Raw genomic sequence first — 16,678 nt, forward strand, 5'->3', positions numbered from 1 at the left:
ATACCCTTAATTTGAGTATGCAGAACAATGGCAGTTACCGTTAATACTAATGTTTCAGCACTGGTCGCCCAGAGAAATCTTGGGGTGGCGACTCAGGCGTTGAATCAATCTCTGGAGCGCTTGTCTTCAGGGAATCGTATTAACAGTGCAAAAGACGATGCCGCTGGTTTGCAAATTTCTAACCGACTGGAAACACAGATGCGTGGTTTGGACGTCGCTGTCCGAAACGCGAACGATGGCATTTCCATTATGCAAACCGCAGAAGGGGCGATGAAAGAATCCACCAACATTCTGCAAAGAATGCGAGATCTTTCCCTCCAGTCTGCCAATGGTTCTAACAGTCGAGCCGAGAGAATTGCACTTCAAGAAGAGATGGGTGCGTTAAATGACGAGCTTAATCGAATTGCCGAGACCACCTCTTTTGGCGGAAAAAAACTGCTGAATGGCACTTACGGTAGTTCGGCTTTTCAGATAGGTGCGAGCGCTGGTGAAGCCGTTAATGTGTCGCTGAATAGCATGCGATCTGACACCCTTGCCATGGGGGGCGCCAGTTATATTGCCGCGGGAAAAGCTGGCAGTGACTGGACAGTTGGTGCCGGGCAAAACGAATTCAATCTGTCCTTTACTGACAGCGCTGGTGCTGCAATTAACATTAGTATTCAAGCGAAAGTCGGGGACGACATCGAAGAACTGGCGACCTACATCAATGGTCAGACCGACTTGGTGTCTGCGTCTGTTAATGAAGACGGGCAGCTTCAGATTTTTGCTTCTGCTAACGAAGTCGCTAGCCCAGTCAGCTTTAGTGGCAGCCTGGCTGCTCAACTTGCAATGTCCGGACCTGCACTCGAAACCGTGGACGATATCGACATTACCGATGTTGGCGGGGCACAACGCGCCGTCTCTGTCATCGATACAGCATTGGGGTATGTTGATAGCCATCGGGCAGAGCTGGGGGCATATCAAAATCGCTTTGATCATGCGATCAGCAATCTCGATAACATTAATGAGAACCTCGCCGCCTCAAACAGTCGAATCAAAGATACCGACTTTGCCAAAGAATCGGTTGAGATGATCAAGCAGCAAATGCTGCAACAAGTCAGCACCACCATTCTTGCTCAAGCGAAGCAAGCGCCCAACATTGCTTTGACGCTACTTGGCTAAACGAGCTCAAAGATCTTTAAACTTCTTTTCTAAAAAACTGATTAACGCCTGTGTTTTTCTGGATTTGTCTCTTTGGGAAGGGTATACCGCGTAAATAGGTCCCGGTGTTTCGACCTGATAGTCTGGAAGCAGTTTGACCAACTTACCTTGCTTCACAAACTCTTCCCCAAAAACTTGCGGGAGCACCGCAATCGAGTTCCCATGAATCAGAGCTTCCGCCAATGGTCCAAAATCGTTACTGAAAATTCGATAATTGGTGGAAATCACATCGCTTTGACCTCCTTTGTATACCCGCCAGTCTTTCGCGAGATAAGGAATAGTAAGCGCCGATACCTGATTTAACTGACTTGGGTGTTTGGGTAATTTATTGCTTTTAAGCCACTTTGGGCTCGCAAACAGGTTCATTTTTGTTTCGTAGAGCTTTTTGGCTATCAAACTTGAGTCTTTTAAAGGACCGGGGCGAATGGCGAGATCGATTTGATCGCCAAACACATCTTCCAGTTTGTTGCTGATGCGAAATTCAATTTCTAGGTCTGGATGCAACCCTTGAAACTCGGCTATCCAGGATGAAAGACGGAAGTAAGATAAGAAAATAGGCGCAACGATAGTCATCTTTCCCCGAATATGCCCCCCTTGTTCTTGCAGAAAATCGACACTATCCAGCAACCCCTGCAAATGTGGCGACGCCTGTTGGTTAAGCAGTTGACCCGCCTCTGTCAAAGAGACGGTTCTGGAGGTACGTCGAACCAAAGTCACTTGCAGGCTTTTTTCCAGTTCAGAAACACGCCGGCTCACTGTGCTGGTGGGCATATCAAGTACTGCTGCCGCCCCATTAAAGCTGCCTTTATCAGCAATGGCTTTAAGAACACGTAAGTCATTTAGGTTAATCATTAACAAGGCTCTCAAGATTAATCCCAAAAATGGGATGTTGCATTCTCTTTATGTTATTTGAGTTTCATATTTGGGTCTATACCATTGGCTCGTTCGTGAAAGGAGTCAATACCATGAAAATCAAAAGTTTTATCCTAGCTTTAGTTGTGTCCCCTTTGTCATTTGCACAAATCAGTCAGCCTGAGTTTTCAACCGATGGCAGTGTCGATGTGTCGGTCAGTGTTTTGGATTGCGGTCGAATTGAGTCAAGAAAACCATCCATGTTTAATCCAAAGGCGACCAGCGAGAAACCACTGAAAATGGTGAACAGTTGTTATGTGATTTCTCACCCGAAAGGTAAGCTTTTTTGGGATGCTGGCATTAATGACGAGTTCATTACGCAGAAAGACGGCATTGAAGTCATGGATGGGGCATTTCACTTTTCCGTTAAGAAAACGCTGTCTGAGCAATTGCAGACACTCAATGTGTCTACGAAAGATTTTGACTATATAGCACTGTCGCATCTGCACTGGGATCATTCTGGAAACGCCACCAAGTTTCAAGACTCTACCTGGTTAGTTCAGAAGCCAGAATTTGACGTTGCATTCGATACACAAAAGCTCCAGAACTATGGATTTAACTTGAGCGACTATCAGCACCTGCAACCAAAAGCGAAAGTCATAGAAGGGGATCATCAGGTGTTTGGGGATGGCTCTGTGGTGCTTATTTCTGCTTACGGTCACTCTCCTGGTCATCAGGTGCTGTATATCGATTTACCTCAGCATGGTCCAATTATTTTGTCTGGTGACCTATACCACACCCGTGAAAACTACAAACGCAAAGCCATTCCGATATTCAATCAGAAAGAGCAAACCGTATCCGCCTTCAAAAAAGTGGACGCCATTCTGAAGCAAACAGGAGCTGAACTTTGGATTGGGCATGATGCGACTGAATTTAGTGAGCGAAAGCTTGCTCCCTATTTGTACAGATAGAACTCAACAAACCAGCAAGGCGAGCCAAAGAGCTCGCCTTTTTACCAAAAGAGGTCAAATTTGTATTTTGGAATAGAAAGTAACCAGAATGGCGTGTATTTTAAAGTAAAGTCAAATAATTGACGGAATTATTAGGTGTTTTATTTACTTGAAGCAAGTCCGATATAGAAGCAAGGCATTCAATTAACCCTGTTGTTAATAGGCTTTATTCCTTTATTTTAAAGGGATTGAGTGGAAAAAAGAAGCTTGTATCGGCGAAGTGAAATCGAACTTTAGAGGGAAATTGAAAGAAATAGCGCGTTTGATTCATTTGTAGCCAGTTGAACAAATAAATCCATTTTTTTAACGAAATCCGCTCAAGTAAACACATGTCATGTCGTTAACCGTAGGGTCTGTCGACCTTTCGCGATGAAGTTTTGTTCGAGCTAGAAGCGTTTTAATCGCGGCGCAAGGGGTTTAGCTTAGTCATTCTAAGCAAAGACCTTGCAACAAAGAGTAAAACGCTTATAGCCGAACCCTTTGGGCAGCGTTTGTGGCTCCTTTCTACAGCGTTATCGCTTATATGATGTAGAGCGACTACACCGAATAAGCGTTGCCTTGTATAAAGAACCCACAACTCGCTGCAAAAATCATCTCGAAAGGTTAACAGACCCTAACATCTTGAAAATAACAACGTGGTTTTCCGTTTGCACGGAAAGCGCAACAACGGAAAATCATTTGGAGCAATACCCATGAGCATGACAGTAAATACCAACGTTTCGGCAATGACAGCACAACGTCACCTGAACAATGCGGCTAGCGATCTAACAACGTCTATGGAAAGACTTTCTTCAGGCTTTAAGATCAACAGTGCGAAAGACGATGCCGCGGGCTTGCAGATCTCGAACCGCTTGAACGTACAAAGCCGTGGTCTTGACGTAGCAGTACGTAACGCCAACGACGGTATTTCGATTGCTCAGACCGCCGAAGGTGCAATGGATGAAACAACAAACATCCTGCAACGTATGCGTGACCTTTCTCTTCAATCAGCTAACGGCTCTAACTCCAAAGCTGAACGTATCGCGATTCAGGAAGAGGTTACTGCACTAAACGACGAGCTGAACCGTATTGCAGAAACCACGTCATTTGGCGGTAATAAACTCCTCAACGGTACCTACGGTACCAAGTCGTTCCAGATAGGTGCTGACAATGGTGAAGCCGTTATGCTTTCATTAAAAGATATGCGAAGCGACAATAACATGATGGGCGGTCAGTCTTATCAGGCAACCAATGGTAAAGATAAAGACTGGGAAGTGTCAGCGGCGGCATCTGATCTTACTATCAACCTGACAGACAGTTTCGGTCAGGCACAGACTCTGACTATCAACGCAAAAGACGGTGACGATATTGAAGAGCTTGCTACCTACATCAATGGTCAGACGGACTTAGTAAAAGCATCGGTAGGTGAAGAGGGTAAGCTTCAGATCTTTGCTGGCAATAACAAAGTTTCAAGTGATCTCGCTTTCAGTGGTGGCTTAGCCGGTGAGCTGACGATGGGACCTAAGCAAGACGTCACAGTAGACAGTATTGACGTTACCTCTGTAGCCGGTGCTCAAGAATCGGTTGCGATTATTGATTCGGCGCTTAAGTACGTAGACAGCCACCGTGCTGAGTTAGGTGCGTTCCAGAACCGTTTCGACCACGCCATCAGTAACTTGGACAACATTAACGAAAACGTCAATGCGTCGAAGAGCCGAATCAAAGACACTGATTTTGCGGCGGAGACGACGGCAATGACTAAGTCACAGATCCTTCAGCAAGCGTCCACATCGATACTTGCGCAAGCTAAGCAGGCACCAAACTCAGCAATGAGCCTGTTGGGCTAATTTGCCTACTACCTGCCAACAGAAGTATTAAAAGAAGCACGGGCAGAGATTTCTGCCCGTCTTTATGCATAATCCTGACCCTGCCACGAAATAAACCTCATCAAATAACACCTATTAATGTGAGATCAATCTAAGGATCTTTGTCAGTTTCGCTCAAAAATCACGCCCAATTTTTCACGCAACTATCTGAATAAATGGATGTTTAAAAAATATTCAAAGACACGATGAATTTTCCCTAAAGATCTTTTTGACTGAGCCGTTATAAAAAGCACGAGAGAGAAATACGCTTGGTTTTCCGCGACGGCGGAGACCGTAATAACGGAAAATCAACTGGAGAATACATCATGGGCATGACTGTAAACACCAACGTATCAGCAATGACAGCGCAGCGTCACCTAAACAACGCAGCGAGTGACCTAAACCTATCTATGGAGCGCTTGTCATCCGGTTTCAAAATCAACAGTGCGAAAGATGACGCGGCAGGTCTTCAGATCTCTAACCGTCTGAACGTGCAAAGCCGAGGCTTAGGTGTCGCGGTACGAAATGCCAACGACGGTATTTCGATCGCTCAGACCGCCGAAGGTGCGATGAACGAAACCACGAATATCCTGCAACGTATGCGTGACCTGTCCCTGCAATCCGCGAACGGCTCTAACTCAAAATCAGAGCGTATTGCGATTCAGGAAGAGATGACTGCACTGAATGACGAACTGAACCGTATCGCAGAAACCACATCCTTTGGTGGTAACCGACTACTGAACGGGACTTACGGTACAGCGGCATTCCAAATCGGTGCAGACAACGGTGAAGCGGTTATGCTCACCATGCGAGACATGCGTAGCGACAACGAAATGATGGGTGGTAAGAGCTACCAGGCAGCGAACGGCAAAGACAAAGACTGGACAGTGCCAGATGCTGCGACGGATCTGACCATCACTCTAACTGACAGCTTCGGCGACCCGCAAACACTGAACATCAGTGCCAAAGCCGGGGACGACATCGAAGAGCTGGCGACTTACATCAATGGTCAGACAGACCTGGTGAAAGCATCAGTCGGTGAGGGCGGTAAATTACAAGTCTTCGCAGGGAACAACAAAGTCATTGGCGACGTGACTTTCGGTGGTGCACTGGCAGGTGAGCTGGCGTTTAACCCAGGTCAGAACGTTACAGTCGACACTATAGATGTAACCTCTGTTGCGGGTGCTCAGGAATCCGTTGCGATTCTGGATACTGCGTTGAAATACGTGGACAGCCACCGAGCAGAGCTGGGGGCATTCCAGAACCGATTCGGTCACGCTATCAGTAACTTAGACAACATTAACGAGAACGTGAACGCGTCGAAGAGCCGAATTAAAGACACTGATTTTGCTTCTGAGACGACGTCGATGACCAAGGCGCAGATCCTGCAACAGGCATCCACCTCGATTCTGGCTCAGGCGAAACAAGCGCCAAACGCAGCGATGAGTCTGCTGGGTTAACTTAACTCTTAAAAGACCAACACATTAAAAGGAGCCGAATGGCTCCTTTTTTTGAGCTTTATAATTAATTACTAACTTATCTTATGGGTTTTGGTGCTTTTTTGGTATGAGTAACTTGCTAAAAAGTATGTTTGGAAAATTTTTTAAAGAAAATTGGAAAAAATTCTAAAGTATCTGGTTTGGGTGCCGTTAAGAAAAGTACAGAGAGAGGAATGGGTTCTGCGTGAGAAACAGGGCTCGAATTAACTAACATTTTTTGGAGAATTACATCATGGGCATGACTGTAAACACCAACGTATCAGCAATGACAGCGCAGCGTCACCTAAACAACGCAGCGAGTGACCTAAACCTATCTATGGAGCGCTTGTCATCCGGTTTCAAAATCAACAGCGCGAAAGACGACGCGGCAGGTCTTCAGATCTCCAACCGTCTGAACGTACAGAGCCGCGGTCTGGACGTAGCGGTACGAAATGCCAACGACGGTATTTCCATCGCTCAGACAGCCGAAGGTGCGATGAACGAAACCACAAATATCCTGCAACGTATGCGTGACCTGTCCCTGCAATCTGCGAACGGCTCTAACTCCAAAGCCGAACGTATCGCGATTCAGGAAGAGGTAACCGCACTGAATGACGAACTGAACCGTATCGCAGAAACCACATCCTTTGGTGGTAACCGACTATTGAACGGGACTTACGGTACAGCGGCATTCCAAATCGGTGCAGACAACGGTGAAGCGGTCATGCTTACCCTGAAAGACATGCGTAGTGATAACGCCCTGATGGGTGGTAAGAGCTACCAGGCAGCGAACGGCAAAGACAAAGACTGGACAGTGCCAGATGCCGCGACGGACCTGACCATCACTCTAACTGACAGCTTCGGCGACCCGCAAACACTGAACATCAGTGCCAAAGCGGGGGACGACATCGAAGAGCTGGCGACTTACATCAATGGTCAGACAGACCTGGTGAAAGCATCGGTGGGTGAAGGCGGTAAATTACAAGTCTTCGCAGGGAACAACAAAGTTACAGGTGATGTCACTTTCGGTGGTGCACTGGCAGGTGAGCTGGCGTTTAACCCAGGTCAGAACGTTACGGTCGACACCATTGATGTGACGTCTGTGGCGGGTGCTCAGGAATCCGTAGCGATTGTGGATAGCGCACTGAAATACGTGGACAGCCACCGAGCAGAGCTGGGTGCATTCCAGAACCGATTCGGGCACGCCATCAGTAACTTAGACAACATTAACGAGAACGTGAACGCGTCGAAGAGCCGAATCAAAGACACCGATTTTGCTTCTGAGACGACGTCGATGACCAAAGCGCAGATCCTGCAACAGGCATCTACCTCGATTCTGGCTCAGGCGAAGCAAGCGCCAAACGCAGCAATGAGTCTGCTGGGCTAAACCGGCTCTCTCGCGGGGAGGGGCGCACGCCCATGACGTCCCTTCCCGCCTCTCTTTAGAGAGGAGCGAGTTCAAGAAAGCATGGGTACAGACCGCTTTGCTGTTCTGGTTGAACAGCCGAAACAGCAAAACGGATCTGCTTAACGCAATCCTCAATTTTCAAGAATAAAAGTACTCATGATGAATAGGGCGATTTTTATCGGCTTTCTGCCAATTATCTTGAGCATAATTCTTACTTTATTGTTTGTTTTTGTGATTAGAATTTGATTTGTGTTTTTGAGGTTTATTTTTTCATTTTTTGGCTAATTTTTGCCTAAAGAAAATCAAAATTGAGCCGTTATAGAAAGTACAGAGAGAGGAAAGGATTCACGCAAAATGAGCGAGAGTCCTTAGTTACAAAAATTTCAACTGGAGAATTACATCATGGGCATGACTGTAAACACCAACGTATCAGCAATGACAGCGCAGCGTCACCTAAACAACGCAGCAAGTGACCTAAACCTATCTATGGAGCGCTTGTCATCCGGTTTCAAAATCAACAGCGCGAAAGACGACGCAGCAGGTCTTCAGATCTCCAACCGTCTTAACGTACAGAGCCGCGGTCTGGATGTAGCGGTACGAAATGCCAACGACGGTATTTCGATTGCTCAGACAGCCGAAGGTGCGATGAACGAAACCACAAATATCCTGCAACGTATGCGTGACCTGTCCCTGCAATCCGCGAACGGCTCTAACTCCAAAGCCGAACGTATCGCGATTCAGGAAGAGGTGACCGCACTGAATGACGAATTGAACCGTATCGCAGAAACCACATCCTTTGGTGGTAACCGACTATTGAACGGGACTTACGGTACAGCGGCATTCCAAATCGGTGCAGACAATGGTGAAGCGGTCATGCTTACCCTGAAAGACATGCGTAGTGATAACGCCCTGATGGGGGGTAAGAGCTACCAGGCAGCGAACGGCAAAGACAAAGACTGGACAGTACCAGATGCCGCGACGGACCTGACCATCACACTAACTGACAGCTTCGGCGACCCGCAAACACTGAACATCAGTGCCAAAGCAGGGGACGACATCGAAGAGCTGGCGACTTACATCAATGGTCAGACAGACCTGGTGAAAGCATCGGTGGGTGAAGGCGGTAAATTACAAGTCTTCGCAGGGAACAACAAAGTTACAGGTGATGTCACTTTCGGTGGTGCACTGGCAGGTGAGCTGGCGTTTAACCCAGGTCAGAACGTTACAGTCGACACCATTGATGTGACGTCTGTGGCGGGTGCTCAGGAATCCGTTGCGATAGTGGATAGTGCACTGAAATACGTGGACAGCCACCGAGCAGAGCTTGGTGCATTCCAGAACCGATTCGGACACGCCATCAGTAACTTAGACAACATTAACGAGAACGTGAACGCGTCGAAGAGCCGAATCAAAGACACCGATTTTGCTTCTGAGACAACGTCGATGACCAAAGCGCAGATCCTGCAACAGGCATCCACCTCGATTCTGGCCCAGGCGAAGCAAGCGCCAAACGCAGCAATGAGTCTGCTGGGCTAAACCGACTCTCTCGCGGGGAGGGGCGCACGCCCATGACGTCCCTTCCCGCCTCTCTTTAGAGAGGAGCGAGTTCAAGAAAGCATGGGTACAGACCGCTTTGCTGTTCTGGTTGAACAGCCATAACAGCAAAACGGTTTGAGTGATTAAACCGTAGCCTGATAGGGACTTTCCCATATCAGAAGAACAATTCGTACAGAGGAGTATTGAAACGAAGCACCAAATATATATCGGTAACGATCTTTAGGAACAGATAGGGAGAACAACTAGCACAGATCCATCTAAACGCGTACAAGCGAAATTAGACTTTATCCGTGTTAACCGTTCCTTGTATCTACCTTTCGATCCAGTACCCAACGATGCGAAACAGTAAGGAGGACATGCAAATTACGTAAAAATGTACTGAAGAAAATTTTAGTTCATGCATTTTTCTCAAGCGTATTTGTATCCGTTCACACTGTTTTAGAGATGGCACAGATCTATCTACTTGTTGGATTTCAGAACTTATACACGATGGTACCGCGGCAGCTGAGGCTGTACGTCTGGTGTATCAGAGTGGTATCTGAATATCCAAGAATAATTAGACAAAGCCTTTCCATAGCATTCGATAATCGGTGATTCATTTCAGTATCTTGATAATGGTTTTTTATTAAACCATAGCGCCTCCTATCTCCTTTACTGCCATTCAGGTAGGGTCTGGTCACGCCTTTAATATTTCATTTAAATTGTATTTTATTAATTTATAACTGCATGTATATAAAAGAAAAAGTTAAATTAATACCTAACTATATGCTTTTGAATAAAAAATAATATCTAAAACCATATATTTTAAATTTTTATCCAAAAAAAACTAAAGAATATAAATAGTAAGTCGATACAATTTATGACTTTGAGAGAACTAGTTGGTTTTCCGAGACGTCGGAAGCCGCCCTTAACGGAAAATCAATGGGAGAAATCACCATGAGTATGACAGTAAACACTAACGTATCTGCGATGACAGCACAGCGTCACCTAGGCAATGCAGCAAGTGACTTAACCACATCGATGGAACGTCTATCATCTGGTTACAAAATCAACAGCGCTAAAGATGATGCAGCGGGTCTGCAAATCTCTAACCGCTTAAATGTTCAAAGCCGCGGTTTGGATGTGGCAGTACGAAATGCTAACGACGGTATTTCGATTGCACAAACAGCTGAAGGGGCGATGAAAGAAACGACAAACATTCTTCAACGTATGCGAGACCTATCGCTGCAATCTGCTAACGGTTCAAACAGTAAGTCTGACCGTGTTGCGATTCAGGAAGAAATCACAGCGTTGAACGACGAATTGAACCGTATCGCTGAAACCACTTCATTCGGTGGTAACAAGCTTCTAAACGGAACATTCGGCAACGCTTCATTCCAGATTGGTGCAGACAGCGGTGAAGCGGTCATGCTGGGTCTTAAGAGCATGCGTTCTGATGAAGCTGCAATGGGCGGACAAAGCTACCAGGCTGCAAACGCGAAAGGCGCAGACTGGACAGTTGATGCAGCAGCATCTGACCTGACCATCGCATTCACCGACAAAGACGGTGTGGCTCAAAACCTGACCATTAATGCGAAAGCGGGCGATGATATTGAAGAAGTGGCGACATACATCAATGGTCAAACGGATCAAGTTAAAGCCTCTGTAGGTGATGACGGTGTTCTGCAAGTTTTTGCTGACAACAACAAAATCGACGGTGCAGTAACCTTCGGTGGTGCACTTGGTGGTGAGCTGGCAATGGGCGCAGCTCAGGCAACAACCGTAAGCGATATCGACGTAAGAAACGTATCCGGTGCGCAACAATCTGTAGCAGTCGTGGATGCCGCGCTTCAATACGTTGACAGCCATCGAGCAGAGCTGGGTGCATTCCAGAACCGATTCGACCACGCAATCAGCAACTTAGATAACATCAATGAGAACGTGAACGCGTCTCAGAGCCGAATCAAAGACACAGACTTCGCGAAAGAAACTACTGCGATGACTAAGTCTCAGATTCTGCAACAAGCATCTACCTCGGTATTAGCTCAGGCAAAGCAATCTCCAAATTCAGCGTTAATGCTGCTGGGCTAATTCTTGAAGTTTAAGGGCGGTCTGGGTGGTTGGTTGTGTTGCAGCCACCTGGCACTCCACTGGGTTAAGACGGTTTACCGTTCACGATTGAATCGTCAGACCCAACGCTCTGGCAAGGTTTACCTTGTAGTGGAATGAGACGGAACCTTAAGATTTTTCAGGAGCATTTCAGTGGCATTAACGGTTAACACCAACGTATCTGCAATGGCAACCAGACACCAACTTAAAGGTGTTATGAGCAACGCAAGTACATCACTGGAACGTTTATCTTCAGGCTCTAGAATCAACACGGCAAAAGATGACGCAGCTGGTCTGCAGATTGCCAATAGACTCCATGTACAAACTCGCGGGATAGATGTAGCAATTCGAAATGCAAATGATGGTATGTCCATCGTTGAAACAGCGGAAAGCTCGTTAGACGAAACAACCAACATCATGCTGAGAATGCGAGATTTATCCATCCAGTCAGCCAACGGTAACAACAGCGATGCAGATCGTCAGGCACTACAACACGAAGTGTCTTCTCTCAACGACGAGCTGAACAGAATTGCTGAAACCACCAGCTTTGGCGGCGAAAAACTGATTAACGGTACATATGGAACCAAGTCGTTCCATATAGGACCGAACACCGATGCCATTATGGTTTCGCTAACGGATATGCGCACTGATTCGGAGCGCATGGGAGGAGACAGCTACCTAGCACAAAATGGAAAAGACAGTAACTGGACAGTCACTGATGCAACCAATCAATTGAATATCCAGTTCCAGGATGTCGCAAACCAAACTGTGAATGTACAAATAGAAGCTAAATCTGGTGATAACATCGAAGAGTTAGCGACTTACATTAACGGGCAAACGGACGAGATCAGCGCTTCAGTAAACGAGAACGGACAACTTCAACTGTTCGCGCCGAATCATGATGTTAAATCTGATCTCACGTTTAGTGGCAGTCTTGCCTCAGAACTTGCACTATCGAAACAAGGTCAACTTACCGTCGACTCTCTCAACATCAGTACGGTAGGAGGCGCACAGCAAGCAATCGCGGTGCTGGATGCGTCTTTGACCTACGTCGATAGCCAGCGTGGCCAGCTGGGCGCAATTCACAATAGATTCGAAAGTGGTATCTCTAACCTGGGCAACATGAGCATTAATGTGAATGATTCCAAGGGGCAACTTAGAGATGCCGATTTCGCTAAAGAAGCGACGAGTCTTACCAAATCGAAAATCTTGCAGCAAGCGTCTAACGCTATCATTGCTCAGGCAAACCAACTGCCTTCCGCAGCAACCAATCTGCTTCACTAATTCAGAAAAAAACCTCATTTAAAAACACTAAGTGTTTAACGAAAACACTTGAAATGGTCAGCTATCGCAAATCCTCTCGCTACGACTCTAGTTTCCCTTATTGAATCGCATCTAGTTATCTCTATTGATGAGTCGATAAAACACCCTGTGTGCCCTTAGAGCGCGTTTTAACACACAAACCAGAGTGCTTTAGCTTTGGCATGTTTCTCCCTTCTTTAGAAGCCAGTTTGAGCTAATGAGTAAATACTCGTTTTCGTTAACTTACTGATCAGCATACGGTTCTTGTATTTCCTGCTCTCCCTCATAAAAAAATCCGAAAAAATCTGAGTTTTTCCCTAAAGAACTTAATGGATCCGCCGTTAAAAGGAATGCGAGAAATGAGATGGTTTAGCGAGGTGAGAGACGCGACGCCATCATCCTTAATGTCAAAGGAGATCTAACTATGGCAATATCAGTAAACACTAATGTGTCTGCTATGACGGCCCAGCGTAACCTGAACAACGCTGCGTCCGACATGAACAGATCAATGGAGCGTTTATCATCGGGATACCGTGTTAATAGCGCGAGAGATGATGCCGCTGGGCTTCAAATATCGAATCGTTTGGATTCACAAAGTCGCGGTTTAGACGTGGCGGTGCGAAATGCAAATGACGGTATTTCGATAGCTCAAACGGCGGAAGGTGCGATGAAGGAAAGTACTAACATCCTTCAACGTATGAGAGACCTTGCACTTCAATCGTCTAACGGTTCCAACAGTCGCTCAGAGCGAGTTGCGATCCAGGAAGAAGTCGCAGCCCTAAACGATGAATTGAATCGTATTGCTGAAACCACTTCCTTCGGTGGCAACAAGTTGCTGAACGGCACTTATGGTACTCAGTCTTTTCAGATTGGTGCCAGTTCCGGTGAAGCGGTATTGTTGAAAATGGGTAACGTTCGTTCCGACCATGAAGGTATGGCCGGTAAAAACTACACAGCTGCCAATGCGAAAGACGGTAACTGGGTGGTGGAGAGCGGGTCCAATGACCTGACCTTTGCGTTTACAGACTCAGAGGGTAACGCGCAAAACATCACTATCAACGCTCTGGCCGGCGACGATATTGAAGAAGTTGCAACTTACATTAATGGTCAGCAGGACTACCTGAAAGCTTACGTAGGCGACAATGGTGAGTTGGGCGTATTTGCTCACAACCAAAAAGTAGATGGCGATGTGACGTTCAGCGGCGGGTTAGCCGGAGAACTGAGCATGGGAACGGCAGAAGATGTTGCGGTCAATGATATTGACGTAACAACGGTTGCAGGTTCTCAACAAGCCGTGGCCGTCATTGACGGTGCACTAACAAGTGTCGACAGTAAGCGCGCAGAGCTTGGTGCATTCCAAAGCCGATTTGACCACGCTATCAGTAACTTAGATAGCATTAACGAAAACGTGAACGCATCGATGAGTCGCATACGCGACACTGATTTTGCGAAAGAGACGACTCAATTGACGAAGTCTCAAATCCTGGAACAGGCTAGTACGTCTATCCTGGCTCAGGCAAAACAGTCACCATCCGCGGCACTGAGTTTGTTGGGTTAAATCTGGTATACTTCTGTGTAAGAGCAATGCATTGGGGTAACCTGATGTACGCTATCAAGGTGGAGGTGAGATCGTTATGGACATATCATCCTACACATCGATTTCCCAGCCTTCTTATGGTAGTGGCACGAAGATTGCTTCTACAGCTGAAGATGCATCCAGTGCTAATGCGCAAAAACGAGCGGAAATAAAAGAGGTAGATCCAAGAGACGTCATCCAGAACGAATCTGCGCAGTCTTTTTCGGAAGAGCGTACTAAGATTAACGCAGCCGAGCTGGAGAAACGGATTGATGAAGTAAATGATTTCATTTCTTCACTCAATAAAGGATTATCTTTTAAATTCGATGACGAGTCTGGGAGACGTGTTGTCACTGTATTCGATGCGGATACAGGCGATATCATCAAACAGATTCCAAGCGAAGAGATGCTTGAAATTTTAAGGCGCCTAGCCTCCAATTCCTCCGGATTAATCGTGGAAAAGGTGTGATAGGTTTGAAGGTGAGAGAATGAGTGTAAACCCAATGGGTGGCATGTCTGGTATGGACATCAACTCTATGGTGAGCAAAGTGGTCGATGCCGAGCGTGTGCCTAAACAGCAACGTATCGATACTGAGCGATCCAAAGTTGAGACCAATATTAGCGCCTATGGGCGGCTCAGAGAATCACTGGATTCCATGAAGGCACTGATGGCTCAGTTTCGTCAGGATAAGGCTTTCGCCGTTCGTTCGGTAGAGTCCTCCGACGAAGAAGTAGTTTCAGCTACAGCCACAACGGACGCAATCGCAGGCAAATATGCTGTCGATGTGGTGCAGCTTGCTCAGAACCATAAGCTAGGTTCTAACATTGTGGATGAGAAAACCCGCTTTGGAACTGGTGAGCTGCAGATCCGTTTAGGAAACAGGGAATTTACTGTTGAAGTAAAACAAAATGCCAAGCTCATTGATGTCGTAAAAAGCATCAATGCAGCTACCGGCAATCCCGGTGTACGCGCTGCCATCATCAACGATGTTGATGGTCAGCGCCTTATTTTAGCCTCCGAGAAAACGGGCAAAGATAATCAAATCTACGTGTCGGCCAATTCGTCCGATCCTATTAATCCTTTAGAATCCCTTGAATACAAAACGCTTGAAGACCGGATGACCGATCTGGAACAAGCGCAGGCGGCACTTCTAAAGCTCCAAAGTACCCCTATTTTAACTGCAGACGGGCAAGATGTTGCCGCTCTGGAGAGAAAATACTCACCACAGGAAATTGAAGAAGCCCTAGAAGGCAAACCAAAGAATCCTGATGGTGCATTACCTGTTTATGTCGTCAACCTGCCGGGCATTGAAGAGCCGGTCATTATTGATGGCGTAGAACAAGCGCCACCCAAGCCGGAAGATACCATTCCCGGCTTCTCGGAAGCGGCTTCAGGTACCCTTCTTAGTTCCTATGACCCAGGAACTGACGGGCTTGATGATAAAGCCCGTGAAAAAGCGCCAGATATCCCAGGCTGGTCACCTACCGCATCTGGTACTCTGACCGATTCTTACGTCACGGTTAAAGAGCGCGATGCCATGTTAATGGAAAACGCCAAAGCCCAGCGTGAACAAGAGCTTAAAGATGCCCAGGCTCGAATAGATGCTGCTCAACGAGCTTTTAATGGCTACAGCGGTATGAATGAGCTGCAAAAAGGGCAGGACTCCATGGTCGTGCTCGACGGCATTGCGCAACTGAGCAGTGATAACAACGTCATTGAAAATGCTATTGATGGTGTAGATCTGACCCTTAAAGGCGTGTCAGATTCTAAGAAACAAACCGAAATTGGTATCGACTATGACCGCGAGCGAGTTCGAAACGATATTCTTCAATTCGTTGATTCTTATAATCAATTTTACGGTTTAACTAAAGAATTAGCGGGTGCAGACCCTTCATCTGGTGTCTCTGGACCATTATCAGGTGACAGTATCGTTCGAAGTGCAGAATCACGCTTAAAATCCGTGTTCACTACCGCCATCAAGGGGGCACCCGAAGATCTAAAAACGTTGACGGAGTTCGGTATTACCACGACTCGTCAGGGTACTTTAGAAGTGAATTACGATATGCTTGACCGCCAACTCAATAAGAACTTCACTAAATTAGGTGAATTTTTTGGTGGCAACGACGGCTTTGCCAAAAAAGTAGAAGATGCCATTCACTCAATGACGGGTGTAACGGGCTCAATACGGTCACGTGAAAAGAGTTTATACGAGCAAAATTATCGACTTAACGATCAGCAAGTTCAGCTGGACCGCCGTATGGATTCTCTTGAGAAACGTACACATGATAAGTTTTCTGCCATGCAGGAAGCCACCAGTAAGATGCAAGCACAACTTTCTGGCATGATGAATGCATTCGGTTAA

At 46.5% G+C, this 16,678-nt stretch carries 12 protein-coding genes; 11 read left to right on the forward strand and 1 reads right to left on the reverse strand.

What is annotated here, in order from left to right; translation table 11 throughout:
* The first annotated feature begins 27 nt into the window (after window positions 1–27).
* Complete coding sequence (locus tag INR79_RS04810; protein ID WP_223096215.1) at window positions 28–1,161, forward strand: flagellin; 1,134 nt, start codon at window positions 28–30, stop codon at window positions 1,159–1,161.
* A 6-nt stretch (window positions 1,162–1,167) separates the two neighbouring features.
* Here the strand turns inward: INR79_RS04810 and INR79_RS04815 are convergent, their stop codons facing one another.
* Window positions 1,168–2,052: a LysR family transcriptional regulator gene (locus tag INR79_RS04815; protein ID WP_223096217.1), complete on the reverse strand. Its 885-nt coding sequence runs from the start codon at window positions 2,050–2,052 to the stop codon at window positions 1,168–1,170.
* Between the two features lie 113 nt (window positions 2,053–2,165).
* Here INR79_RS04815 and INR79_RS04820 point away from each other — a divergent pair, with 113 nt between their 5' ends.
* The 10 genes from INR79_RS04820 to fliD all read left to right on the forward strand — a co-directional run bounded on the left by INR79_RS04820 (window position 2,166) and on the right by fliD (window position 16,678).
* Window positions 2,166–3,023: an N-acyl homoserine lactonase family protein gene (locus INR79_RS04820; RefSeq protein ID WP_223096219.1), complete on the forward strand. Its 858-nt coding sequence runs from the start codon at window positions 2,166–2,168 to the stop codon at window positions 3,021–3,023.
* A 731-nt stretch (window positions 3,024–3,754) separates the two neighbouring features.
* Window positions 3,755–4,888 (forward strand): flagellin, encoded by a 1,134-nt coding sequence (locus INR79_RS04825; RefSeq protein ID WP_004408391.1) that lies wholly within the window; start codon window positions 3,755–3,757, stop codon window positions 4,886–4,888.
* A 344-nt stretch (window positions 4,889–5,232) separates the two neighbouring features.
* Window positions 5,233–6,366: a flagellin gene (locus INR79_RS04830; protein ID WP_022549962.1), complete on the forward strand. Its 1,134-nt coding sequence runs from the start codon at window positions 5,233–5,235 to the stop codon at window positions 6,364–6,366.
* Window positions 6,367–6,637: 271 nt separating this feature from the next.
* Window positions 6,638–7,771 carry a flagellin gene (locus tag INR79_RS04835; protein WP_022549963.1) on the forward strand — a complete coding sequence of 378 codons (1,134 nt, stop codon included), beginning with the start codon at window positions 6,638–6,640 and terminating at the stop codon, window positions 7,769–7,771.
* Between the two features lie 423 nt (window positions 7,772–8,194).
* Window positions 8,195–9,328: a flagellin gene (locus INR79_RS04840; protein ID WP_022549963.1), complete on the forward strand. Its 1,134-nt coding sequence runs from the start codon at window positions 8,195–8,197 to the stop codon at window positions 9,326–9,328.
* A gap of 957 nt (window positions 9,329–10,285) precedes the next feature.
* Window positions 10,286–11,419 (forward strand): flagellin, encoded by a 1,134-nt coding sequence (locus tag INR79_RS04845; RefSeq protein WP_022549964.1) that lies wholly within the window; start codon window positions 10,286–10,288, stop codon window positions 11,417–11,419.
* A gap of 171 nt (window positions 11,420–11,590) precedes the next feature.
* Entirely contained in the window at window positions 11,591–12,721 is a 1,131-nt protein-coding gene (locus INR79_RS04850; protein WP_004402869.1) for a flagellin, read from the forward strand.
* Window positions 12,722–13,163: 442 nt separating this feature from the next.
* On the forward strand, window positions 13,164–14,297 hold the full coding sequence (locus INR79_RS04855) for a flagellin (protein ID WP_022589708.1): 1,134 nt from the start codon (window positions 13,164–13,166) through the stop codon (window positions 14,295–14,297).
* Window positions 14,298–14,373: 76 nt separating this feature from the next.
* Window positions 14,374–14,784 (forward strand): flagellar protein FlaG, encoded by a 411-nt coding sequence (locus tag INR79_RS04860; protein WP_004407825.1) that lies wholly within the window; start codon window positions 14,374–14,376, stop codon window positions 14,782–14,784.
* Window positions 14,785–14,803: 19 nt separating this feature from the next.
* The gene (gene fliD / locus INR79_RS04865; protein WP_004407828.1) at window positions 14,804–16,678 is read left to right on the forward strand and encodes a flagellar filament capping protein FliD; all 1,875 of its coding nucleotides are present in this window, start codon (window positions 14,804–14,806) and stop codon (window positions 16,676–16,678) included.

Source organism: Vibrio sp. SCSIO 43132, from assembly GCF_019904195.1.
GTDB classification, from domain to species: domain Bacteria; phylum Pseudomonadota; class Gammaproteobacteria; order Enterobacterales; family Vibrionaceae; genus Vibrio; species Vibrio nigripulchritudo.

What these genes read in the sequence shown, in the direction of transcription:
- INR79_RS04810 (WP_223096215.1), top strand. Translation starts at nt 28, where the DNA reads ATGGCAGTTACCGTTAATACTAATGTTTCAGCACTGGTCGCCCAGAGA.
- INR79_RS04815 (WP_223096217.1), bottom strand. Translation starts at nt 2,052, where the DNA reads ATGATTAACCTAAATGACTTACGTGTTCTTAAAGCCATTGCTGATAAA.
- INR79_RS04820 (WP_223096219.1), top strand. Translation starts at nt 2,166, where the DNA reads ATGAAAATCAAAAGTTTTATCCTAGCTTTAGTTGTGTCCCCTTTGTCA.
- INR79_RS04825 (WP_004408391.1), top strand. Translation starts at nt 3,755, where the DNA reads ATGAGCATGACAGTAAATACCAACGTTTCGGCAATGACAGCACAACGT.
- INR79_RS04830 (WP_022549962.1), top strand. Translation starts at nt 5,233, where the DNA reads ATGGGCATGACTGTAAACACCAACGTATCAGCAATGACAGCGCAGCGT.
- INR79_RS04835 (WP_022549963.1), top strand. Translation starts at nt 6,638, where the DNA reads ATGGGCATGACTGTAAACACCAACGTATCAGCAATGACAGCGCAGCGT.
- INR79_RS04840 (WP_022549963.1), top strand. Translation starts at nt 8,195, where the DNA reads ATGGGCATGACTGTAAACACCAACGTATCAGCAATGACAGCGCAGCGT.
- INR79_RS04845 (WP_022549964.1), top strand. Translation starts at nt 10,286, where the DNA reads ATGAGTATGACAGTAAACACTAACGTATCTGCGATGACAGCACAGCGT.
- INR79_RS04855 (WP_022589708.1), top strand. Translation starts at nt 13,164, where the DNA reads ATGGCAATATCAGTAAACACTAATGTGTCTGCTATGACGGCCCAGCGT.
- INR79_RS04860 (WP_004407825.1), top strand. Translation starts at nt 14,374, where the DNA reads ATGGACATATCATCCTACACATCGATTTCCCAGCCTTCTTATGGTAGT.
- fliD (WP_004407828.1), top strand. Translation starts at nt 14,804, where the DNA reads ATGAGTGTAAACCCAATGGGTGGCATGTCTGGTATGGACATCAACTCT.